The sequence below is a fragment of the Empedobacter sp. EJD.6dd genome (genome assembly GCF_057369435.1).
Map to the genome: position 1 here is coordinate 535,782 of NZ_CM170667.1, position 24,251 is coordinate 560,032.

General features: G+C 30.7%; 19 protein-coding genes. 14 read left to right on the forward strand and 5 right to left on the reverse strand.

The annotated features are described in order from the left end of the window. Positions 1-2: 2 nt before the first annotated feature. The 5 genes from AC2I98_RS02485 to AC2I98_RS02505 all read left to right on the forward strand — a co-directional run bounded on the left by AC2I98_RS02485 (position 3) and on the right by AC2I98_RS02505 (position 6,844). Complete coding sequence (locus AC2I98_RS02485; RefSeq protein ID WP_486413054.1) at positions 3-3,158, forward strand: efflux RND transporter permease subunit; 3,156 nt, start codon at positions 3-5, stop codon at positions 3,156-3,158. Between the two features lie 2 nt (positions 3,159-3,160). Further along, on the forward strand, positions 3,161-4,579 hold the full coding sequence (locus AC2I98_RS02490) for an efflux transporter outer membrane subunit (RefSeq protein WP_486413055.1): 1,419 nt from the start codon (positions 3,161-3,163) through the stop codon (positions 4,577-4,579). A gap of 347 nt (positions 4,580-4,926) precedes the next feature. Further along, the gene (locus AC2I98_RS02495; protein WP_486413056.1) at positions 4,927-5,880 is read left to right on the forward strand and encodes a hypothetical protein; all 954 of its coding nucleotides are present in this window, start codon (positions 4,927-4,929) and stop codon (positions 5,878-5,880) included. A gap of 4 nt (positions 5,881-5,884) precedes the next feature. Next, the gene (locus AC2I98_RS02500) at positions 5,885-6,445 is read left to right on the forward strand and encodes a LemA family protein (protein ID WP_486413057.1); all 561 of its coding nucleotides are present in this window, start codon (positions 5,885-5,887) and stop codon (positions 6,443-6,445) included. Positions 6,446-6,448: 3 nt separating this feature from the next. After that, a complete protein-coding gene (locus AC2I98_RS02505) occupies positions 6,449-6,844 on the forward strand; it encodes a hypothetical protein (protein ID WP_486413058.1) in 396 nt (131 codons plus the stop codon). Here AC2I98_RS02505 and AC2I98_RS02510 read toward each other — a convergent pair whose 3' ends face one another. Further along, positions 6,845-7,198, reverse strand: coding sequence for a hypothetical protein (locus AC2I98_RS02510; RefSeq protein WP_486413059.1), 354 nt, complete (start codon positions 7,196-7,198; stop codon positions 6,845-6,847). 21 nt (positions 7,199-7,219) lie between these two features. Then, positions 7,220-8,902: an RluA family pseudouridine synthase gene (locus AC2I98_RS02515; protein WP_486413060.1), complete on the reverse strand. Its 1,683-nt coding sequence runs from the start codon at positions 8,900-8,902 to the stop codon at positions 7,220-7,222. Between the two features lie 290 nt (positions 8,903-9,192). Between AC2I98_RS02515 and AC2I98_RS02520 the strand changes: the two genes are divergently transcribed. Further along, positions 9,193-9,954, forward strand: coding sequence for a hypothetical protein (locus AC2I98_RS02520; RefSeq protein ID WP_486413061.1), 762 nt, complete (start codon positions 9,193-9,195; stop codon positions 9,952-9,954). A 13-nt stretch (positions 9,955-9,967) separates the two neighbouring features. Then, positions 9,968-10,768 (forward strand): hypothetical protein, encoded by an 801-nt coding sequence (locus AC2I98_RS02525; protein WP_486413062.1) that lies wholly within the window; start codon positions 9,968-9,970, stop codon positions 10,766-10,768. A 64-nt stretch (positions 10,769-10,832) separates the two neighbouring features. Here the strand turns inward: AC2I98_RS02525 and AC2I98_RS02530 are convergent, their stop codons facing one another. From AC2I98_RS02530 to AC2I98_RS02540, 3 genes are all read right to left on the reverse strand, one after another. Next, entirely contained in the window at positions 10,833-11,660 is an 828-nt protein-coding gene (locus AC2I98_RS02530) for a hypothetical protein (protein ID WP_486413063.1), read from the reverse strand. A 109-nt stretch (positions 11,661-11,769) separates the two neighbouring features. Continuing rightward, a complete protein-coding gene (locus AC2I98_RS02535) occupies positions 11,770-13,425 on the reverse strand; it encodes a glycosyltransferase family 2 protein (protein WP_486413064.1) in 1,656 nt (551 codons plus the stop codon). Then, positions 13,385-13,918 carry a class I SAM-dependent methyltransferase gene (locus tag AC2I98_RS02540; RefSeq protein ID WP_486413065.1) on the reverse strand — a complete coding sequence of 178 codons (534 nt, stop codon included), beginning with the start codon at positions 13,916-13,918 and terminating at the stop codon, positions 13,385-13,387. Before AC2I98_RS02540 ends, AC2I98_RS02535 begins: the two co-directional genes overlap by 41 nt. Positions 13,919-14,007: 89 nt before the next feature. Here AC2I98_RS02540 and AC2I98_RS02545 point away from each other — a divergent pair, with 89 nt between their 5' ends. From AC2I98_RS02545 to AC2I98_RS02575, 7 genes are all read left to right on the forward strand, one after another. Further along, positions 14,008-14,400 (forward strand): hypothetical protein, encoded by a 393-nt coding sequence (locus tag AC2I98_RS02545; RefSeq protein WP_486413066.1) that lies wholly within the window; start codon positions 14,008-14,010, stop codon positions 14,398-14,400. Between the two features lie 46 nt (positions 14,401-14,446). Further along, positions 14,447-14,926 (forward strand): nuclear transport factor 2 family protein, encoded by a 480-nt coding sequence (locus AC2I98_RS02550; RefSeq protein WP_486413067.1) that lies wholly within the window; start codon positions 14,447-14,449, stop codon positions 14,924-14,926. A gap of 62 nt (positions 14,927-14,988) precedes the next feature. Further along, on the forward strand, positions 14,989-15,147 hold the full coding sequence (locus tag AC2I98_RS02555) for a lmo0937 family membrane protein (protein ID WP_486413068.1): 159 nt from the start codon (positions 14,989-14,991) through the stop codon (positions 15,145-15,147). Between the two features lie 130 nt (positions 15,148-15,277). Next, entirely contained in the window at positions 15,278-16,882 is a 1,605-nt protein-coding gene (locus AC2I98_RS02560; RefSeq protein ID WP_486413069.1) for a sensor histidine kinase, read from the forward strand. 100 nt (positions 16,883-16,982) lie between these two features. Then, positions 16,983-19,562, forward strand: coding sequence for a zinc-dependent metalloprotease (locus AC2I98_RS02565; protein ID WP_486413070.1), 2,580 nt, complete (start codon positions 16,983-16,985; stop codon positions 19,560-19,562). A 9-nt stretch (positions 19,563-19,571) separates the two neighbouring features. Beyond that, on the forward strand, positions 19,572-22,913 hold the full coding sequence (locus AC2I98_RS02570; RefSeq protein WP_486413071.1) for a SusC/RagA family TonB-linked outer membrane protein: 3,342 nt from the start codon (positions 19,572-19,574) through the stop codon (positions 22,911-22,913). Between the two features lie 13 nt (positions 22,914-22,926). After that, complete coding sequence (locus AC2I98_RS02575) at positions 22,927-24,246, forward strand: RagB/SusD family nutrient uptake outer membrane protein (RefSeq protein ID WP_486413072.1); 1,320 nt, start codon at positions 22,927-22,929, stop codon at positions 24,244-24,246. The last annotated feature ends 5 nt before the right edge of the window (positions 24,247-24,251 follow it).

Below are 24,251 nucleotides of genomic sequence, written 5' to 3' on the forward strand. Positions count from 1 at the left end.
TTATGTTAAAAACCTTTATTGAAAGACCCGTACTTTCTACGGTTATTTCTATTATCATACTTATATTGGGTATTCTGGGGCTTACAGCGCTACCAGTTACTCAATATCCAGACATTGCACCCGCTACTGTGAAAATTTCTGCTTCATATCCTGGAGCGAATGCAAAAACAGTAATGGAGTCTGTTATTATTCCTATCGAGGAACAGGTAAATGGGGTTGAAGGAATGGATTATATTCAATCTACAGCTTCTAATAATGGATCTGCATCTATTGATGTAATTTTCAAACCTGGAGTTGATGGGGATATTGCACAGGTAAACGTGCAAAACCGTGTAGCGCGTGCTACACCGTTATTGCCATCTGAGGTAACTCGTTCTGGAGTTGTTACACAAAAACAACAGACATCTGCCTTAATGTTCGCATCATTTAGTTCTACAAATCCTAAATACGACGAAACATTTATTCAGAATTATTTGAATATTAATATTATTCCAGCATTAAAACGTGTAAGTGGTGTAGGAGACGCAACTGTTTTTGGAGCGATGACTTACTCGATGCGTATTTGGTTAGATCCTTCTCGTATGGCGAGTTATGGTTTAATACCTTCAGAAGTTTCTTCAGCATTATCTCAAGAATCTCTTGAGGCAGCAGCAGGTTCTTTAGGAGAAAACTCTGGACAGTCTTTCCAATACACAATTACATATTCTGGACGTTATAAAACAGAAGATCAATATCGTAATATCGTAATTAAATCTCTTCCAAATGGTGAGGTTTTACGTTTAAAAGATGTTGCTAAAGTTGAATTTGGTGCGCAATCTTATGCAGGTCGTTCTACAATGAATGGTGATCCTTCTGCTGTATTTGCTGTTTATCAAACACCAGGTTCGAATGCACAAGAAATTATTGTTAACTTAAGAGAAGAGCTTAAAAAAGCAGAATCTCAATTACCAGAAGGTGTTTCATACACAATTTTGATGGATACAAATACTTTCTTAGATGCATCTATCGAGAAAGTTGTTCATACAATGATTGAGGCATTCATTTTGGTATTTATTGTAGTGTATATTTTCTTACAAGATTTCCGTTCTACATTAGTTCCGTTAATTGCTGTTCCTGTTTCTATTATTGGTACATTCTTCTTCCTTAATTTGGCAGGATTCTCGTTAAACTTATTGACGTTATTTGCATTAGTTCTCGCCATTGGTATTGTGGTGGATGATGCCATTGTGGTGGTGGAAGCCGTGCATGCCCGTATGGAATCGCATCACGAATCTCCGATGGATGCTACAAAAAATGCCATGGACGAAATTTCTGGAGCAATTGTTTCGATTACATTAGTAATGTGTGCGGTATTTGTACCTGTTACATTTATCTCTGGTCCAACTGGGGTCTTCTATAAACAATTTGGTATTACGTTAATCGTTGCAATTTTAATTTCAGCTGTTAATGCCTTAACATTATCTCCAGCATTATGTGCGTTATTCTTAAAACCACATCAAGAAGGTGAACAAAAACGTAATTTTGTTCAACGTTTCTTTGATGCATTCAATGCTGCATTTGATCGTATGACTCATAAATACGGAAACTCATTCAAGTTTTTAGTAAAACATAAATGGATTTCTTTCTTATTAATTATTGTTAGTGGCTTAGGAATTTGGAGTATTGGTAAAGTAATGCCAACAGGTTTTGTACCAGCAGAGGATAATGGATTCATTATTGGTAATATCGAATTACCTGCAGGTGCTTCTATGGACCGTGTGTATGAAGTTGAAAAACAATTTCAGGATAAAATTAAAAATATTCCAGGAATTGATAAAGCAACAATTATCTCAGGTAACTCTATCATTTCGGGAGCAGGTTCTAACTATGGTATGATGTTTATTAAGTTAAAATCTTTCGAAGAGCGTACAACACCAGAATTATCAATTCAAGCAATTACAGGACAATTATTTAAAACTGCTGCACAAATTAGTGACGCGCAAATGATTTTCTTCCAACCACCAGCAATTCCAGGTTTTGGTATGTCCTCTGGTTTCGAATTAAAATTATTAGATAAAACAGGTGGAGAGATTAATGATTTTGATAAAGTAGCAAAGGAATATATTGGTGCATTAATGCAACGTCCAGAAATTCAATATGCACAAACATCATTAAATACAAATTTCCCTCAATACGAAATTGATGTAAACATTGAAAGAGCAAAACAATCAGGAGTATCTGTAAGTTCTATCTTCTCAACTTTACAAGGTTACATTGGAGGTTTATATGCAGCAGATTTTACACGTTTTGGTAAACAATATCGTGTTTATATTCAAGCATCTCCAGATGATCGTATCAATGAAATGAGCTTAAATAAAATGTTTGTTAAAACATCTACAGGAGAAATGACACCAGTTTCACAATTTGTGACATTAAATCGTGTATATGGGCCAAACTCTATTAACCGTTACAATTTATTTACATCTGCTAACATTACAGGAGCTGTAAATCCAGGGTTCTCTACAGGTGATGCTATTTCGGCAATTAATCAAGTAACAGAACAAACGTTATCAAGTTCTTACGGAACAGACTTTACAGGTTTAACACGTGAGGAAATTAACTCAGGTTCTCAAACAGCAATGATTTTTGCTTTATGTATCGTATTCGTATACTTTATCTTATCTGCACAATATGAGTCGTATGTTTTACCATTAGCTGTACTATTATCAGTACCTGGAGGGGTTATGGGAGCTTACTTATCTCAATGGTTGGCAGGTTTAGAAAATAATATTTATTTCCAAATTGCCTTAGTTATGCTGGTTGGTTTACTAGCGAAGAATGCGATTCTGATTGTTGAATTTGCGTTACAAAGACGAGCACATGGAATGACAATTGTTGCAGCTGCGATAGATGGTGCAAAAGCACGTTTACGTCCAATTTTGATGACATCTTTTGCCTTTATTCTTGGTTTAATGCCATTAGTTTTCGCAACAGGAGTTTCTTCTGCAGGTAACCGTTCGGTAGCAACAGGAGCTGCATTTGGTTTATTAATTGGAACAATTTTAGGATTATTTATTATTCCGATATTATTTATTGTATTCCAAACTTTACAAGAAAAAATCAAACCAATGAAATTTGATCGTCCACAAGAAGAAATTGAACATAATAATTCAATCTAATTATGAAAAAGTACAAAATATTTAATATTACTTTAATCGCAGCTGGATTGTTTGCTGTTCAATCTTGTTTCGTAGCAAAAGACTATAAACGTCCAGAAGCTGTTGTAAATGAAGCAAACTTTAGAACAGATGTTATTGCAAAGGACAGTGTAAGTGTTGCAACTGTTTCTTGGAAACAAATTTTTACAGATACTCAATTACAAGCTTTGATTAATCAAGGTTTACAAAATAATTTAGATATACGTTCAGCACTGCAAAATATTGCAGTTGCTGAGGCGTATGCTAAACAAGGAAAAGCGGGTTATTTACCTACTTTATCTGTTGGTCCAAAATATACTTTTACAGAAAGTTCTGTAAATACACAGTTTGGTGCTGCCATTGCTAATCAGGGTGGTAATAGAGCATCAAACCAATTTGAACTTTCTGGAAACTTGAGTTGGGAAGCAGATATTTGGGGAAAAATTAGAAGTAACCAACGAGCATCTGCTGCAACTTATTTGCAAACTATAGAAGCACACAAAGCTGTAAAAACTCAAATTGTAGCCTCTATTGCTAATGCTTATTACAATTTATTAGCGTTAGACGAACAAAAGAGAATTTTAGATAAAACCTTAATTAACCGCGAACAAAGTTTAGAAACAACAAAAGCTTTAAAAGAGGCTGGTAGTGTTACTGAGGTAGCTGTTAATCAAACAGAAGCTCAATTATTCAGCGTTAAATCAATGTTAGTTGATGTTGAAAACGGAATAAAATTAAACGAGAATGTAATGAGTGTTCTTTTAGGAACAAATCCTCAATCTATTAATCGTACAAATTTAGCTTCTCAACAAGTTGATCAAAAATTATCTGTTGGTGTTCCTGCACAATTGTTAGAGAACCGTCCTGATATCAAAGCTGCTGAATATGGTTTGATGAACGCTTTTGAAAATGTAAATGTTGCGAATGCAAGTTTTTATCCTTCTTTAACGATTTCAGCAACTGGAGGAGTGCAAGGAATTGATATCGATAAACTTTTTAGTGCACAATCAATATTTGCTACAGTTATTGGGAATTTAACACAACCGTTGTTACAACAACGTAAAATTCGTACGCAAAAAGAAGTTGCTTTAGCAAATCAAGAAAATGCATTGATTAATTATAAAAGCAAAATCTTAACAGCAAGTAAAGAGGTTTCTGATGCGTTGTATACATATGACGCTGCTGTTAAAAAAGCTGAATATAAACAAAAAGAATATCAATTATATAATCAAGCAATTACGTATTCTGAAGAATTGTTAAACTATGGTATGGCAAATTATTTAGAAGTAATTACTGCAAGAGACAATGGTTTAAATGCAGAATTGAATGTAGTTGATGCTAAGTTATCGTCTTTATCTTCTATGGTCGAGTTATATCGAGCTGTAGGAGGTGGATGGCAATAAACTTATCTATCTAATCTAATTAAACCACTCAAATTTGAGTGGTTTTTTTTTGCTATAATTTAAATATTTTAATTAAATTTATAAACAACCATTCCAATAAGCTACCTATGCAAGAGATGTTTGATTCTTTAATGCAAGAAAAAGTTGAATTCATAACTCTTTTAGGATTAATGTTATTCTCAACATTTGTCGCTTTTTTTCATTATATTATTTTAACGGGTATTTATAATTTAAAACTCAAGAAAACTTTTTTTCTCGTTTACCCAATTCTTCTATTTTTTGTGTATTTTATCTATCCTCCATTCATATATATTGTTTTTATTTTTCTCTTTATATCAACTTTTGTTATGGCATTTTTTGGAATGATTGTAGTTACTCCAATTATAAAAGCAAAGGAAAGATCCGAATTTAGATCCAAACAAAATGAAATTTCAAGGAAGAAAAATTCTCAACCAATAACCGAAAATACAAAAAAAGAAAATTGGGCTTGGAATGCTTTTAAAAGTATTTTGAGTACGTTATTTGTCATTTTTTGCTTCTTGAATTTTGGAATTTTAGGAGTTATTCTTAGCATGGTTTTAATTGGATTTTTTTCGAATAAAATTATAGGGAAAGCTAATCCAATGAAATTGCAACAAGATTTGCCTACTTCTAAAATAAATAGTGTAGCAATGGGATTGGCAGAAATTAAAGGAAAAATAAAATATGATGAAACAATTATTAGTCGTCTAAAAAGTAGGAAATGTGCAGGTTATATTTATTGGATTGATGAAATAGATCATGATAAAGATGGAAAAGAGACATTATCTCGTATTTACTACGATTCGCTCATAAAACCTTTTTATTTAGAAGATGAAACAGGGAAAATAAAAGTTATACCCGAAAAACTTGAAGTTAATAATTTCGACACAAAATCTTATCGTTCAAATGGAAAGCAATATTCAGAATATATTATTCAAGAAGATGAGAAAGAATATATGATGATTGGACGTATTGAATTACAGGGGAATGAACCCGTTATGGCTTATGATACAAACAAAAAAGTCTTCTCAATTTTTCCTTCATTACAAATTGAATTATATGATTATAAGGAAAAGGTTTTAAAGTTTCTAAGACCTTATTTCATTGCTTTCCTATTATGGACATCTTTTATTTTATCATCAAATGTTCGTCTTACATCAAACGGATTATCAGTTATTCCGCATCCTTATCTCAAGCAATTTTTTATGATATTCAAAAAAAATAAAACGGAAAATTCAGAAACTATAAATTTAGATACAGTAATCATTAAAAATAAATAATCTTATGGAAAATTTTTTAGCATTATTAATAATCGTTGTTCTTCTTTTTGTCTTTATAGGAAGTATCATTTCGATTTACAATCGATTAGTTTTTCTTAAAAATAATACGGATAAATCTTATGCAAATATTGATGTTTTGCTGAAACAACGTGTGGATGAAATTCCAAATTTAGTTGAAGTTGTAAAACAAAATGCAAATTATGAGCAAACTACATTAGATAAATTAACAAAATTGCGTACAGATTTTTTAAATGCAACTTCAACAGATGAAAAAGTAAATTTGTCAAATGAAATGAATAAAACATTGAAATCTATTTTTGCGATAAGTGAAAACTATCCAACTTTACAAGCAAATCAGGCTTTTTTAACTTTACAAAATAGAGTTTCTCAAATAGAGGATGCAATTTCAGATCGAAGAGAATTTTTTAATGATTCGGTTTCTTTATACAATACAGGAATTCAGTCTTTTCCGAATGTTATTTTTTCTAAAATGTTAGGTTATAACGAACGAAAATTTTTACAGATTTCTGAAGAAGAAACAAAATATGAAGGCGTAAAATTTTAGTTTATGTTATATAATATTTTGCATTACATAGATCAAGAAAAAGGAGTTATTGTTATGATATCAGCCTTTGGAATTATCTCTTTAGCAATAGTGATTTATTTTCTTGATGAAACTTTAAAAGAATTTGGACTTAAATATGTGTCCGAATTTTTAGGTAAATTATTTGCACTTCCTATTGGAGTTACTTGGATTGGAGGATTTGTAATTTCAATACTAGGAATTTCTTCAGGTATCAGTTCTCTCAAAATTTTATTGATAGAAGTAGGACTTTTCTTAATTGTATTGATGTTTAGTGCTATTAATTTTGATCAAATGTCTATTTTTTTAACTGATGGAACTTCACCTTTTAAAGATAAAATAAAAGAAAAATTAAAGGAGAAGTCCCAAAAACAAAGTTGATTATTCTGCCTTTAGAATCGAATCAAAAAACTCCTGAGAATCATTGTCAAAAGTTGGTTTTTGTAATAATAATTGTGATATTTTTACAATTTTATCAAAATCAGTTTGTTGAAAATATTCGCCAAAATGTTCGTTACAAAAATCACCAATATTACCTAAAACAACACTAACTTCTCCTTCGCTCAATTCTCCTTTTTGCTTCCAACGTTCGCGAAACAAACTTGCTGCTAAATAAGAAGAAATATCAATCAAATCATCTATTGAGATATCAGATCCGTTACGCAATTTAGCCATAATCATGGTATCCATATCGCGATAAATAACTTCTCGTATTGTCAATTCTTTATTTTCCATTTTATATATTCTAGCGCAAAATTAAATATTAAAATTTGGATCTACTTGGAATTTCATTAATTCTTTTGTTTTAGGATGTGTAAATTCTAAAGTTTCTGCATGAAGATGCAAACGATTTGCTTTTTTTCCATATAAATCATCACCAATAATTGGAGCATTTAGTCCCAAATTATGTGAAGCGTGCATGCGCAATTGATGAGTACGACCGGTAATTGGGTAGAAATAAATCAACGTTTTATTGTCTTTTCGTTTGATGACTTCGTACTTCGTTTGTGCTGCTTTTCCATGTTCATAACATACCATTTGTCGTGGTCTATCATCCAAATCTACACGAAGTGGTAAATCTATAAATCCAGAATCGTTTTCAATATTTCCATCTAAAAGTGCGATATATCGTTTTGACACCTTTCGCTTGATGAATTGTTGTTGTAGGTGTTTATGACTTTCTTTATTTAAAGCTAAAACCAAAATACCAGAAGTAGACATATCCAAACGATGAACGATTATTGGTCCAGTTGCTGAAGGAAATTGTTGTTGAATTCTCAAATAAACAGAATCTTTAATCTCAATTCCTGGAACAGAAAGAAATTCTTCAGGTTTATTGATAACAACTAAATCTTCGTCTTGAAACAAAATTTCTAATTCTTCAACGTTAGTATTTTGTTTCAATAATAAATTATCATTCAGTTCAATTCCTTCTAACATATGCCCTAAAATTGGTTCACATTTTCCTGTGCAAGCAGGATAATATTGCCCATGTTTTCTTACTTCAGATTTTGGTGAATCTCCCCACCAAAATTCAGCCATGCAAATTGGTTGTAAATCATTTTGAAAAGCATATTGCAGTAATTTCGGAGCTGCACATTCACCAGCTGCAGCAGGTGGTTGTTGAAACGCAGTTGTCGAGAATATTTCCAATAAACCTTTTTCTTGCTTAAACTTATTCAAGAATTGATATTGATTAAATAATTGATTCTGAAGTGAATTGGATTTAAATTTTCGTTCTTCTTTTAATGAATTGATTTCAAATTCATAAGTCTCAATTTCGGTTAAATATTGATTTCGTTCAATTTCGAGTTGCTCATTTAAAACTCTAAATTCATATTTATCACGTAAACTTTGTTTGATTAAATCATCTTCAAAAAGTTGAATTTCATCTTGAGATAAAGTCGAAGAAATGTTCGCACGTTGGGCTTTTCTATCTTTTTTATTTGATTTTAAAAGTAGTTTTCCTTGATCAATTTTTTCCTTATAATATAATTCAAAATCTAGAAAATCGTTTTTCAATTTTAAGTATTTTTTGTCCGCTTCTAAGCTTTCTAAAATTCGATTAATTTGATTCAAACGTTCTTCTTGTTCTAAGAAAAAACCGTTTTTATTCAACATATCAAAAACAGGCGGAACAAAAAGTTTATGTTGATTAGTATTGGCTAATTTTCCGGAAACACCAGCAAGATATCCTATTTCATTTTTATTGTTTCGAACAACTAGAACACCAAACATTTTGCCAATTGGAGTAGTAGAATCATCATTTGAAATTCCAAAATTATGTTCGAAATCGGTTTGATTTTCTAAATATTCTTGCACTTCCTGACAAGCTAATTTTGCAATTTCAGTAGGTTCATAATAAAAAGGATAATCAAACTTAACTGGAAGTTCGTAGTTGGAAATTGGGCTTTTAAAATATTGAAAGTAATAGGACATTTTATTTTTTGAAATCAGTACAAAGGTAAACGATAAGCAGTGATTTTTGAAATGATTATTTTATATCATAAAAAAATACAAAATCATGTTCAATGTTTAATAACAAATAATTTTTTTTAGTTGTTAATGAATTTTTATGAATTTCTTAAATAATAAAATTTAAAACACTGATAATAAAATAGATTAATAATTAGTTGTAATGTTTTTATACCTTCCATTTAACAGTTGTAATCTTTTTTTAAATATGTTTTTTTCTAAAATTTGCTCATCAAACTAAAAAAATCTAAACTATGAAAAAGTGTATACTGTGTATTGTAGTATTATTTTCTTTTCTTAATAATGTTAATAGTCAAGTAGGAATCAATACGGCAAATCCTCAAGGTATTTTTCATGTTGATGGAAGTAATGATAATAATAAATCTGGAACTCCAACTTCGGCTCAACAATTAAATGATGTTATTGTAACAGCTAATGGAAGTTTAGGAATAGGAACAACTACACCTACACGAAAATTAGAAATTGTATCGCCTACTTCTCCAGCTCTTCGTATACAAGATGGAAATCAAAATGTAAATTATGTATTGATGTCTGATGCAAATGGATATGGAACTTGGAAAGCTTTATCAAATGCTTTGCCTGTTGCTTTTCCATCTACGGGTTATAACGGTCCTATAATAGGAGGAAATAATAATCAATGGACAAATATAGAAATGAATTTACCACCAGGTAAATGGTTGGTATTAACAAATATTGTTTTAAATTCTACCACAGATCCTGCTAATGGAAAAGGAGCATGGGTGAGATTGTACTGGAGCGAATTAAAAACGGGTCCGTCAGGTGGTTTTTATGGTGGTTTTAACTCAGGTACTTTTATGTCTCCATTTGGAAATGCAATTGGAACAACCTTAATTGATAATACAAGTACTACTACAAAAAAATATTATTTATTGATTGGAGGGGTAGATATAGTTAATGGTTATACAGGAAATTGGAATAATCTTGGTAGCTCACAATGGACAGAAAATTCTATTATAGCTTATCCAGCAAACTAATAAAATCTCAAAAATGAAGAAAAATTTAGTTTATATATTTCTGATATTATTAATAGTTAATAATGTAGAAGCTCAGGTTGGGGTAAATACTAGTAATCCTCAAGGAAGTTTTCATGTTGATGGAAGTAAAGATAATCTATCAAATATTTCTAATCAAAAGAAATTATCTAATGATTTAATTATTGAAAAAAATACCTCTAATATTGGCTTGGGTAATTTACCAGAGAATAATGCAAAAGTTTCAATAGGTGTAGATGTAACTGTAAATTCAGAAATTGGTAAAGGCTTTCGTTTATTAGATGGTACCCAAGGTAATGGTAACGTTTTAAGTATTTTAAATAATCAGGGAGATATTGTATGGAAGAATAGAATTTCGACTGTAATAGGAAAGCTTGGAGTAGGTTATGCTGGAAGAGTGGATGCTAATGTTGCTTATACAGAAAGTTATATTGATCTACCTCCAGGTAAATGGTTAATACGATCGTCCATTATCTTGAGAGTTTCTGGTAATAATGGTACTTACAATGATGGTTTATTTGCACAATTAGCTTGGGCTGATAAAAATTCGGATGGTTCGTATGTTTCATCAATTGATGCTGAAAGTGGAAATCTTTTTGGAGGTGCATATTTAGGGGTTTATAGTTTAGCATTTGGTCAAACTATTATTAACAATACTTCATCAACGACTAAAACTTATTATTTAATTGCAAAAAAGCCTAAGATATGGGGAACTTTGTTATTGGATAAAAACTGGGTTAATTTGGGAGCTAGCACATGGGGAGAAAATGCTGTTATAGCATTTGCAGCTAACTAAAATTAATAACTATCATAAAAACCTATTTTAAATAAAAAGAGCTTGATTTTTCAAGCTCTTTTTATTAATCATTAATTGTATCTTTTTGTATAACTTTGGTTGTATTTGGGACTTTTCCATATAAAAAGTCGAGGTATATTTTGCTATAAGAATTAAAGAGTTGTAATAATCTAAAGTAATTTACATCGTTCAATTCAATTTTTGTTTCTGTATTTGCTAGTGCATTATCAATAAAATCTCTTATCTTGAATTTTGGTATTTTTAAATCGTTTGTAAAATAATCTTCACCAAAATAATTCTTAATTTTTGTTATCTTGTCGTATCTATCCTCATAATCTATCAACGCTTTTCGCTGTTTTGCTTTTCCAGAAAAAACATCATATAAACGTCCAATATCTAATCTTGTTAACGTAATATCGCCACTTAATAAACCAGCTTTTAAAGAAGAAGTATCTTTTATAGGTTTGATATCGGGGTTTATTCCAAGATTTTTATATAATTTAGTAACAACATCTTGTTTTTTTCCATTTTTAACATCCTTCTCAAGAATACCAGTTAATTTTTGACCTATAAATGCTGTATTTAATTGTATAGTTTGTACTGCTAAATGTACTACAATTGTTTGTTTATTAAACAAATTTGGTTTTAAAATAATTAAACGATTTTCATACCAATCAGATTTTATTTTTAACGTATCATTTATTTTTGCTTGAATAAGAAACGTTCCAGTAAAATTGGAAATTGTTGTATGGTTTGTACGTAAATTTGTAACATAAACGCCTTCTGCAGTATCATCAGAATCATCGATAATAATATTTCCTTGTACCCATTTTTCTTGTGCAAAAATGAAGTGAGAAAACAACAACATTAGAATGGTAAATAGTGATTTCAATTGTTTGTTATTAATACTTTTAATTAGTTGCACGAATATAAGTCTTAAAAAATTAGTACAGATTTTGTTAACGTTTATTGGCTTAACTTTAAAAATCTGTTAAGAATTATTAATTTTTACTTTGATTTAGTTCTTTTAGATAATCTTTTGCATAAGATTCTAAATCAATCATTATGGTGCCAAATTGACGACTTAAAACCTTATCTTGTAAAGGATAGCGCGCATTAACATAATATAAAAATTCTTCTATTTTATATTCTGGAATTTGCAATTGATTGGTATAAAAATCTGTTGGATAATAATGTTTAACCTCTTGTATAAGAGATAATTTAGTTTCGTAATTTCTAACTCGGCGTTGATCTCTGTAAAATCCGTTCATATGACCAATTAATCGAACAGGATTTAATACATCCATTGGTTTAAATTTTGCAATATCTCTTTTAGGTTCTAAATCACGTAAACGTTGATCAAGTCCCATTTTATCATACAAATCTGTCTTGCTATCTTTGTGATATTTTGGTTGTAGAGGACCTTTTCCAATAGTTGCACCACCTAATTCTATAGTTTCTATGTCTAAATGGGCTTGTAAAAATCCTTTGTTGTAAATATTTTGATTAACAACAATTTTTCTTGGAATTAAAAAATCTGCTTCAAACAAAATAGTGTCACCAACACTTGCCTGAATAGAATAATACCCAGAAGAGCTGGTATATGTTTTACTTTCTGATTTTAGATTCTCGATTCGAGCTCCAGAAACCGAAGATACATATTCGTTTCCTTCATCTACCATAACAGATCCTGTAATCAGTTTGCTTTGCGCAAAGCTAATAAATGGAATTCCTATAAATAGATATGTTAACCAATAACGCATATTAGATTTAACCTTTATTTTTTGTTTCATTTTTGACCAACGATAATTTCGAATAAATCTTTCTTGTTCGTGATCAACCATTTTTTTTGTTCCGTTAGCTTTTGCTTCAAAAAAACCTTTTAAATAGTACATTATATAAGAAGGTTTCTTTTTACGTAAAGCTAATTTTGTGCCAGCAATTAATGTAATCCAAAAACCATATCCTAATGCATAATATGCTGCTCCTTGTTTATAAAGCGCAGATTTATTGTAGCTAGCTCCAGTTGGTTTTAAATGTTTTATGTGCAAGGATTCGTCTGTAATTACTTTCCATCCGTAATATTTACATAAAAGTTCATCAACAGTATCCCAACCCATATGTGGACGTAATCCTCCAATTTTTTCGTAACATTTTTTTCGATATGCTTTAAAAGCACCACGAATATGATCTTTATCGGTTAGATTTTCTAAAATCCATTTTCCATCTTTCTCAATATACGCAAAACCTCCAACCATTGCAACTTCTTCGTCTTGATTAAAATGATGAAGAATAGTCTCGAAATAGTTAGCCGGAATATCCAAATCTGCATCTAACTTAACAATAATATCGTAATTAGTGTCAATTATTTCATAACCTTTTAAGAAAGCTTGTATTACTTTACTTCCTGGTTGGTGCTCACTTTTGGACACTATATTTATTAATTTTATAAAAGGATACTTTGTAGCAAATCCTTCTACTAGCTGTTGTGTTTTATCGGTTGAATGATCATTTACAACAATTACTTCATGAGGTAAAACTGTTTGATTAACGATAGATTCTAATGTAATAGTAATAAAATCTTCTTCGTTATGTGCAGGTATAACAATAGAGTATTTAGTAGATAAAGTCTTTTTTTCGTTCTGCGTAAACAGCATAATATCTTGGTGTAATTCTTCTTAATAAGGGTCTTATCCCCAGTTTATTTGATGGATGCGTCCATTTATGACGATGAATAACGATCCATCCAGCTTTTTCCATTAACATATCAAATTGCCAATCTTCAAATTCATGGAAATGTACATCCCTCGGATCATTTTGATTACGATAAGCAGGTGAAAACCACAAACGCATCGGGATAGAAGCTAACAACTTATCACCCGGTAGGTTTCGTAACACTTCCATTGGATTAACCAAATGTTCTAAAATTTCTAAAGCCGTTACAAAGTTAGCATCATAATTTTGCAAATCCTTATAATAATAGTCTAAATCGTCGCCATTTGTATTTTTTACATCAAAACCATTTTCAATCATTACTTCTGAAAAGGGATTTTTAATACCTAAGTCTAATATTTTATCTGTAGGTTTAGCAAACTGTTTCAGTAAAGCTAATGTTTCGTTGTATCTTTTTTGAGGATAAACTTTATACATTCTGTTAGTTGTTTTCGGATGATAAATTTAATCATCTATTTTAATATTGTTCGTTTCTATTTTAAAAAATTTTATTGCAAATTTGCCAAATGAAAACGATCGGATATTATCGATTAAGGAATAAAAATAAAATAGAAGGATTTGCAAAAGAAATTGATGGAGTAACTTATTTTAAAGCTTACAATGAGTTTTCTTGGCACGAAACTTCTTTATCGTTTGATACTATTGATATTGGAATAAATGTTTTAGATAAACGTAATAGACGATTATTTACCAATGATATTGTTTTGTATAAAGTATCTTCTAAACCTTTCTTGAGAACAGGATTTGTTGCATACGAACCAAATCGTAGAGAATTTGGTATTGTAGATCAAGAAAGCTTTCATTTTACACCTTTTTATATTGATGATTTATGTTTATTTGATACAGATAAATTAGAAATTATTTCGCACTTATTTACACGTAAAGAAAAAACTAAATAGAATAATTCGGATAGATTTTTGATTGCTTAACTTAAAATCTATTAACATGAAGAAAATTATTTTCCCAATTATAGTTGGTTCAGCAATTTTGTTTTCAGTTCAACTTATGAGTTGTAAAGATAGAACGGAAACAACTCAAGTATCTTCAAATTCAGAAATAGAGTCCAACAAAAAAATTGTACTCGATTTTTATCAACAAATGTTTGGTGACAAAGATTTATCCGCAGTTGATAAATATATAGCTCCAGAATATATTCAACATAATCCAAATGTAGCAGATGGTTCTGCTGCATTTAAAAAAGCAGCAGAAGGTTGGTTTAAAGGAGCTTCTAAAACTAAAATTGACGTTCAGCATATCGCAGCCGAAGGTGATTTAGTTTTCTTACATATAAAAAATACGAATCCAGATGGTTCATTAAAATCTACAATTGATATTTTTAGATTAAAGAATGGTAAAATTGTTGAACATTGGGACGTACATCAAGATGTTCCAAAAGAATCTGCAAATGAACATCCAATGTTTTAATTAATATTTTTAAGGCATTATAATTGATATAAAATATTATAACCACTTAAAAAGCATTTATTATGGGAAATCTTGTAACTACAATTGCTGTTATCCTACTTATATTATGGGCAATTGGATATTTTGGCTTTGGAGAAGCTGTAGGAAGTTTTATCCATATTCTGTTGGTTTTGGCTGTTATTGCAATTTTGTATCGCTTAATTACAGGTCGTAAACCTTAAAATATCTCCCGAGAGGGAGATATTTTATTTTATCATTTATTGATAATTGATTGAAATATATCTTTTTATGATAAATGTTTGCTTATTTTTTAGATTAACTAACTTCACTTAATTTTACAAAAAAATTAGTTTGTCTTTCCTTTTACAAGTTCATTTATCCAGCAAATCTATTTATTTTATAGCATTGATTGTAAGCTTAATTGCTATAATCGCATTAATCATTTTGAGTATTTTAATTAATAATGAAACTCAAAAAAGTAATGATGATTTTGTAATAAAAGGTTTTCAACGAAAATATGAGGCGGTAGAATTTGAATTCAAAAATATAGAAGAATATCAGGAAGTTCTAAAAAAGGTAGTAAAAAAGAGCAAGGGAAATAATGTTGCTGATCATTTTTCTGTTTTAAATGAATTAAACTCCAACCGAAAATTAATTCGTCATGATTGGTTCGCAATGTATGAACCTCACCTAAATAAATTGACCGACCATCAAATTTTAGCCAAAACGGTTAATCAACCAAAATTTAAAGAATACAAATCTATTTTTAAGGCAAAAAATCAAAAGATTGATAATTTTTTATTGAATTATAAAGATACTTTGTATTGGGTAAATTATGATTCGATTAAATTGTCTGATGGTAAAAATATGTATTATGGCTCTACAATAAATTTGTATGATTTATACAATTTCTTCACAACGGTAGATGCAACCTCTTCTAATTATATGTATGTTTTCAATAAAGACGGAATATGTATCACACATCCAAACGAAAAGTTTATTGGCAAAAACATTTTTGATTTTACAGATATCAAACCAAATGATACCATAACAAGTACGATACAATCTAATTTTCCTCAAGATATATATACGTTAAACGATGCAACATCAGAGTTTATAAAAGATACTGACATCAAACGATTTATAAAACCCTTGCATACCAAAAATTTTGATGGTTATATTGTTGTGAATCATTTACGCTATATAATTGATGAAAAGGTTGAACGTACTAAGTTTTATGTTGGATTTATATTTCTAGGAACCGTTTTTTTAATCATTATAATCTTTTTACTGTTCAATAAAATAACGTCTAAAACTTATCGTGAAAAAGCTGCGGTTATCGAAGAAAAAAACAGGTTGTTAATTGAAAATGAAAAAATTAATAATGCGAATACATTAACACAATTACAACAATTAAAGAATCAGATTAATCCACATTTTTTATTCAATTCGTTAAATTCTCTGTATATGCTAATTGGTTTGAACAAAGAAAATGCGCAAAAATTTACGATGAATCTTTCTAAAATTTACCGATATCTTATTGTTCCGCCGAAAGAGAATGTTGTACTTGTAAAAAAGGAATTAGATTTTATTGCACAATATATGGATTTGCATAAAAGTCGATTTTCGGAAGAATTGATTTTTGATTTACAGATTGAAGATCCTAAAAGTGTAGATAAAAATTTACCATATTTAGCATTACAGATTGTTGTAGAAAATGCAATAAAACATAATATCGCTACAATAGATCAACCTTTAACGATTAACATTAATGTAAAATCAGATTTGATTATTGTTAAAAATACTTTTCAGAAAAAAAGTAAAACTTTAGATAACGAAAAATTTGGTTTGAAATATTTACAAAAAATCTATCATTTTTATCAAGTTGACAATTTTTTGACTAAAGTAGAAAACGATGAATTTATTTGTTTTTTGCCTTATATCGAACCAAAATAACCATTCACTCCAAAAAAACAACCACTCACTCCAAAAAACTATTATTATAAAAAAACTGCGATTAAGTTTATGCCATAATTAATGATAATTTAACGTTTGAATGAGTCAGATTAAGGAAAGAAAGAATTATAAATTAGCGCTATATCTAAGTTTGGCAATGTCTTCGGCTGTTGTTTATGGTCAGAAAAAAGAGGATAAAAAAGCTGAAAAAGATAAAACAGAGAAAAAGGATTCAACTGTAACGAAAGTTAAAAAAATCGATGAATTAATCAAGAAAGGAACTTACAAGAAAGGTTTATTCAATACGATTCAAGTTAAGACGGATATTTATTTCGAGATTCCAGATAGTTTATTTGGACGCCAATTTTTGGTCGTGAATAAATTGTCTCAAGTTCCGATGGAAGTGAACGAAGCGGGCTTGAATAAAGGAATGAACTACGAAAATAAAGTGATTTCTTTTTATCATGATAAAGTTGCTAAAAAAGTGTGGGTTAAAACTTTAGTTCCACAAGTTTCTTCACCTAAAAATGATGCGATTACAGCTTCTGTAAAAGATAATTTTTCAGAATCGATTATAGAGGTTTTTGACATAGAAGCACAAAATAACGACTCGACAGCAGTTGCGATTAAAGTAAACAAAATTTTTGATGGAAATCAAAAAAGTTTTAACGACGTATTATCAAACGTAGGTTTAGGAGGTTCGGTTAAAGCAAATCTATCATATGTAGAAAATGTAAAAACGTTTCCAGAAAACATTGTAGTTAAGTCTCAGTTAACAACAAGTGTAAATGAAGGAGGGGTAGATTTGGCCGTAACCTTGGGTGTTACAAGCAATATTGTTTTGCTTTCGACAACTCCTATGCAACCTAGGTTAGCAGATAACCGTGTGGGATATTTCACAGAAAAACATTGGTTTTTTAATGATGCTCAACACAAAATGGAAGATCAACGTTTTATTACAAAATGGCGTTTAGAACCAAAAGATGAGGACAAAGAAAAATACTTGAAAGGAGAATTAGTTGAACCTAAGAAACCAATCATTTATTACATCGATCCTTCGACACCAAAACAATGGCGTCAAAAAATTATTGCTGGTGTACACGATTGGCAAGTTGCTTTTGAGAAAGCAGGTTTCAAAAATGCAATCATCGCAAAAGAACCAACTGCTGATGACAAAGATTTTGATATAGATGATGTGCGTTATTCAGTAATTACGTATGCGGCTTCTCCAAAATCAAATGCAATGGGACCTTCTGTTGTTGATCCTCGTAGTGGAGAAATTTTAGAAGCTGATATTATTTGGTGGCACAATGTAATGACTTCTTTGCATGATTGGATGCGTATTCAAACTGGTCCAATTGATCCAAAAGCAAGAGGAAATAAATTTAGTGACGAACACATGGGAGAAGCAATTCGTTTTGTGTCTTCTCATGAAGTAGGACATACATTTGGTCTGAAACATAACATGGGTTCTTCATTTTCTTACCCAGTAGAATCTTTACGCTCGAAAGAGTTTACAGATAAAATGGGTGGAACAGCACCATCTATTATGGATTATGCGCGATACAATTATGTAGCACAACCAGAAGACGGCGTTACTGCAATTACACCAAAAATAGGATTGTATGATAAATATGCGATCGAGTGGGGGTATCGTTGGTTTCCAGATCAAGAAATAGAAAAAGTATCTCTTCGTAAAATGATTGAAAAACATGAAGACGATCCAATGTATTTTTATGGTGAACAACAAAGCTATTTAAGTACAATAGATCCACGTTCTCAATCAGAAGATTTAGGTGATGATGCTGTTTTGGCAAGTGAATATGGAATGAAAAATCTTAAACGTGTTTCAGAAAATATTTTGAAATGGACGTATGAAGATGGAAAAAGCTATATCAATACAGGTAAATTATATTACCAAACAATAGGGCAGTGGGATTTATATTCAAACCATGTTTTAGCAAATGTTGGTGGAATTTACCTAAACAATACCTATTTCGGAATTGATAAAAAAGCGTACGAACCAGTTCCTGCGGATATTCAACGTAAAGCTGTTAATTATCTAAATGAAAACGTGATTAACTTACCAAAATGGTTATTCTTCAATGATATTTTAGATAAAACATATGCAATTAAAAATTCTCCAATGGGACCTTACGAGCAAACGCCGTATACATTAGCAAGAGAAATGCAATATGGATTGATTTATAATTTATTTACAGATGATCGTTTATTACGTCTTTTAGAAAATGAATTGAATCACCAAGAATTAAAATCAAACGAAAAAATATATACAGTTGAAAACTTATTTGATCAAGTAAGAAGTGCAGCTTTTGATAAAAAATCAAGCTTAACAATTCTTGAACGAATGACTCAAAAAAATTATGTTGATGCATTGATTGTTTCAACAAACAAATTATTTGAGAAAACAACTGTAGCAGGACTTACAATTGACCAAAATTTACAACTACCAACTATCTGTAATTATTTAGACGAAGAAAAAATGGCGCGTAACATTAACTATTCTTCTATGAAAAGAGTGTCAGAAGTGACAACCTATAAAAGAGCAGAATTACAACGCGTGTTAGCTTTGTTAAACAAGAAAAAGAATAATGGAGATGCGTCTACAAAAGCGCATTATGCTGATTTAATCATTCGTATTAAAGAAGCTTTAAAGTAAGATATAGAAATGAAAAAGACACTCATTCTTTTGCCTCTTTTTGCGGCAAGTATTGCGTTTTCTCAAGAAAAGAGAGTGATTACAGGATCGGTTCAAGATGAAAAATCGTTGGTTGGAATTGCTGGTGCATCTGTTAAAATTGAAGCTCAATCAATTTCGACAAAAACAGATCAAAAAGGAATTATAGAAAGTGTAACGGTCGGTACTGTTACAGATGAAGATGGTTTCTTTTCATTAGAAGTTCCTGCAGATACAAAATCTGTATTAATTAGTTATTTAGGTTATGATTCTAAATTAATTGAACTTTCTACAGATTTAACGACATATCATGTAAGCTTAAAATCTACTTCAGGTCAAGCTCTATCAGGAGATAATGATCTAAAAGAAGTTGTCGTAACGGGTTATCAAAAAATTGAAAAACGTAAGTTAACATCAGCAGTATCTACTGTAAAAATGGATGATATTCAACAAGCTGGTGTAGCAAGTGTTGATCAATTATTAAGTGGACAAATTGCTGGTGTAGCTGTAGCAACTGAAACAGGTTCTCCAGGTTCTCCAAGTAAAATTAGAATTCGTGGAACAGCTTCTCTTTCTGGTCCTCAAGATCCGTTATGGGTGATTGATGGTTTGCCATTAGAAGGAAATGATGTTCCAAATTTTAGTGATAAAGATAATATTGATCAATTACAAAACTTTTCTATCGCTGGATTAAATCCAAACGATATCGAAGATATTACAATTCTTAAAGATGCTGCTGCAACAGCTATTTATGGTGCAAGAGCTGCAAATGGTGTAATTTCGATCACTACAAAACGTGGGAAAAAAGGTGCTATGACGGTTAATTTTTCTGCGAATACATTTGTAACAGCTCGTCCAGATTTTGGTCGATTAAATTTACTAAATGCTTCTCAAAAAGTTGATCTTGAATTAATGCTTGCTGGTCGCGATGATTTAACGTATCGTACGGATAAAGGTGAAGTAATGCGTATTTTACAAAAGAATGGTCAACTTGGTGCTTTGCGCAATGGTGGTTTCAGTTCTTTAGATCTTACAACCCAAAATCAGATTAACTCTTTACGAAATAACACAACAGATTGGGGAAAATTATTGTACCGCAATGCAATTAATACGCAATATGGTTTAAGTATTTCTGGAGGAAATGATCGTTCTGATTATTATTTCTCTTTAGGATATTATGATGAGCAAGGAACTACTATTGGTACAGGTTTTGAGCGTTATAATCTTACTTTAAAAAATAATTATAAACTTAACGATAAATTAGATGTAGGGATTTCTATTTTTGCAACTTTAAGTGATAAAAAATCTTTTGTAACCGATGCAGATGCGTCTATCAATCCGATTAATTATTCACGAAATGCGAATCCATATTTATCTCCATATAATGCAGATGGTTCTTATCGTTATGATCAAGATATTGATGGATATGATGATCGTTCTGTTCCATTCAATTTTATCGAAGAAAGAGAAAATACAAATTATATATTAAGAAACCGTTCGTTAAAAGGTATTATTGATCTTAATTATCAATTAGCAAAAGGGTTAAAATTAACATCTCAATTTGGAATTCAATACGATAGCAACAAAACAGAAAAATACGCTGAACAAGAAACTTATTTTACTCGTAAAATGAGAGAAGGTACGCGTTACTATAAATCGGGACAATACTTGTATTTTTTACCTGACGGTGGAGTGAAACAAAATTGGGATAACGAATTTTTTCAATATAACTGGAAATTACAAGGAACATATAGTACAACGATTAATAATCGTCACGAAATTGACTTGATGGCTGGTACAGAAATTCGTCACACACAAAACGACACGACTTTAACACGTGCTTTTGGTTACAATAAAACGACGAAAACAGGTACTGCAATTGTGTTCCCAAATTCAAGTTCTGCATCTGATAAACGTTATGAAACGTACAGAGAAATGCCTACGGATGAAAATGCGTATGTTTCTACATTTGCAACAGCTTCGTATACATTAGATAGAAAATATACCGTTTTTGGTAGTGTTCGTTACGATGGTACAAATTTATTCGGTGTAAATAAAAAATATAAATACTTACCAATTTGGGCAGTTTCTGCGTCTTGGTTAGTTTCAAAAGAATCGTTTATGGAGAATGTCGATTTTATTTCGAATCTTCGTTTACGTGCTTCTTATGGTTTACAAGGAAATATTGATCGTAATACTTCACCTTTCTTTATTGGTGAGTATAACGATGCTACAATTTTACCTGGTAATAAAGAAGATATTATCAACGCGATTAATTTACCGAATGATTTGTTACGTTGGGAAAAAACAACCAATACAAATGTTGGGTTAGATTTAGGTCTTTTCAAAAATCGTATCAACCTTGCTGTTGATGTTTACAATCGTAAAGGAACAGATATGATTAGTATGCGCGAAACGCCATTAGAAACAGGTTTTGAATATACAATGGTGAACTGGGGTGAATTGACAAACAAAGGTTTTGAGATTGCTTTAACAACGCGCAACATTGATAAGAAAAACTTTAAATGGTCTACAACTATTAATTTTGCGCACAATAAGAGTAAAGTTCTTAAAGAGCAACAACGCGAAAATAGTTTACTTCCATCTCGTGAAGGTTTACCTATAAATGCAATTTTTGCTTTAAAAACAGCTGGATTTGACGAATATGGAAATCCAATGTTCTGGAAAGGTGATGAAAAAGTTTCTGCAAAAGATTTCTTTGCTTTATATGACTTATACGAAGATTTTTTACCAGGAGAAATTGTGGATTCTAAATTAACAAGCGAAGAAAAACGTAAATTATTTACTTATATCGGAGATCGCGATCCTAAATTTACTGGAGGTATTATCAATAATTTTAAGATTCATAATTTTGATTTAACGATTTCTGCAGCTTTCAATTTAAAACAAACTGTGATGAGGTCACCTTCTTATCGTGGAATGGAATTGGATCCGGGTCGTAATTATACACAAGATATTTTTGAGGCAGGTTCTACACTTCCAGGAATTACAAGTCCAATTGTTGGTGATAATGATAGCTGGATGGCGAATAAATGGTTTGCAGGAAACAACGCAAACGCTTATAATTTACTAGATATTTGGGCAAAAGAAATTAGCTATATGCGAATCAGTAGTATTCGTGTTGGTTATACTTTACCAAACAAATATGCTGAGGTTATAGGTTTCAAAAGTGCTCGTTTCAGTTTAGAAGGTCGTAATTTATTTGTGTTTAGTAATGGTTACAAAGGTTATTTTGATCCAGAAACTTACGGAAATATTTATGCGCAACCAATTGCAAAATCTGTAACAGTAGGAGTTAATGTTTCTTTCTAAATTTTAAAATCAAATGAAAAAAATATTTTTATTATTAAGCATAGTTGCAGTTAGCTTTACAGCAGTTAGTTGCGACAACTATTTGGATATCGAACCAGATGGGAAAGTAATTCCAAAAACGATAGAAGATTATCGTATGGTTTTAACGAATGCCTATTCAAAATATCCAACACACAAATCGTTGACAGCTTTACGCACCGATGAGGTTACATTGAACGAATATTCAAATGACTTTATTTCCTATCGTGAAATTGTACAATGGAAGGATACAAATCCAGATCAAATTTCAATTCAATTTCCTTGGGTTAGCTTTTATACAGTGATTTTTTATGCAAATCAAATCATTAATGAAGGACCAAAAACGATGGAAGATTCAACTGAAAAAGATCAATTATTAGCAGAAGCTTATGCCTTACGTGCATACGCTTATTTTGATTTGGTTAATTTATATGGAAAACCATACAATGCAGCTACAGCAGCTACAGATAAAGGAGTTCCTTTAAATCTGAAAGTTGATTTAGAAGCAACGCTTAAGCCATCATCAGTTCAAGAAGTTTACAATCATATTCAGTCTGATTTAGATCAAGCATCTAAGTTGATGAAAATGGATTCGCAATTAGCCGGATTAAACTATAGATTTTCGAATGTAGCTTTAAATGCCTTAGAAGCAAGAATTGCTTTGTATAAAAATGAATGGCAAAAAGCAATTGATTTTTCTGATTCAACATTAAAAATGAAAGGTGAATTGGTGAATTTGAACACAACAAAACAAGTTCCTAATCATTACACTTCTGCAGAATCTATTTTGGCTTTAGACAATACGTTGAATAATGCAATTCAGTATATGGCGTATGTTTCACCAGAATTGTTAAGCAGTTATGATACTCAAAATGATTTACGTTTCTCACTTTATTTTGAGAAAAGTGGATCAAAATATAAAATTATCAAAGGTGGAAATTCAGAATTCAAAACGTCTTTTCGTGTAGCTGAATTATATTTTATCAAAGCTGAATCATACTTGAAATTAAATAATTTAGATCAAGCAAAAGCAACATTGTTTTCAGTTTTACAAAATCGTTATACAGCAACTGGTTTTGCAAAATTACAAACTGAAATTTCTGCGATGAATTCAACTGAACTGATGAAGTTTATTTTAGATGAACGTTTCAGAGAATTTGCCTTAGAAGGTCAACGTTGGTACGATTTACGCCGTGTAGATCAAAAGCAAATTATACATCATATTTCTGATAAAGAATATATTTTACAGCAAAATGATGTTCGTTATACAATAGAAATACCACAAGCAGCTAAGCTCAATAATCCTCATTTATAACATTT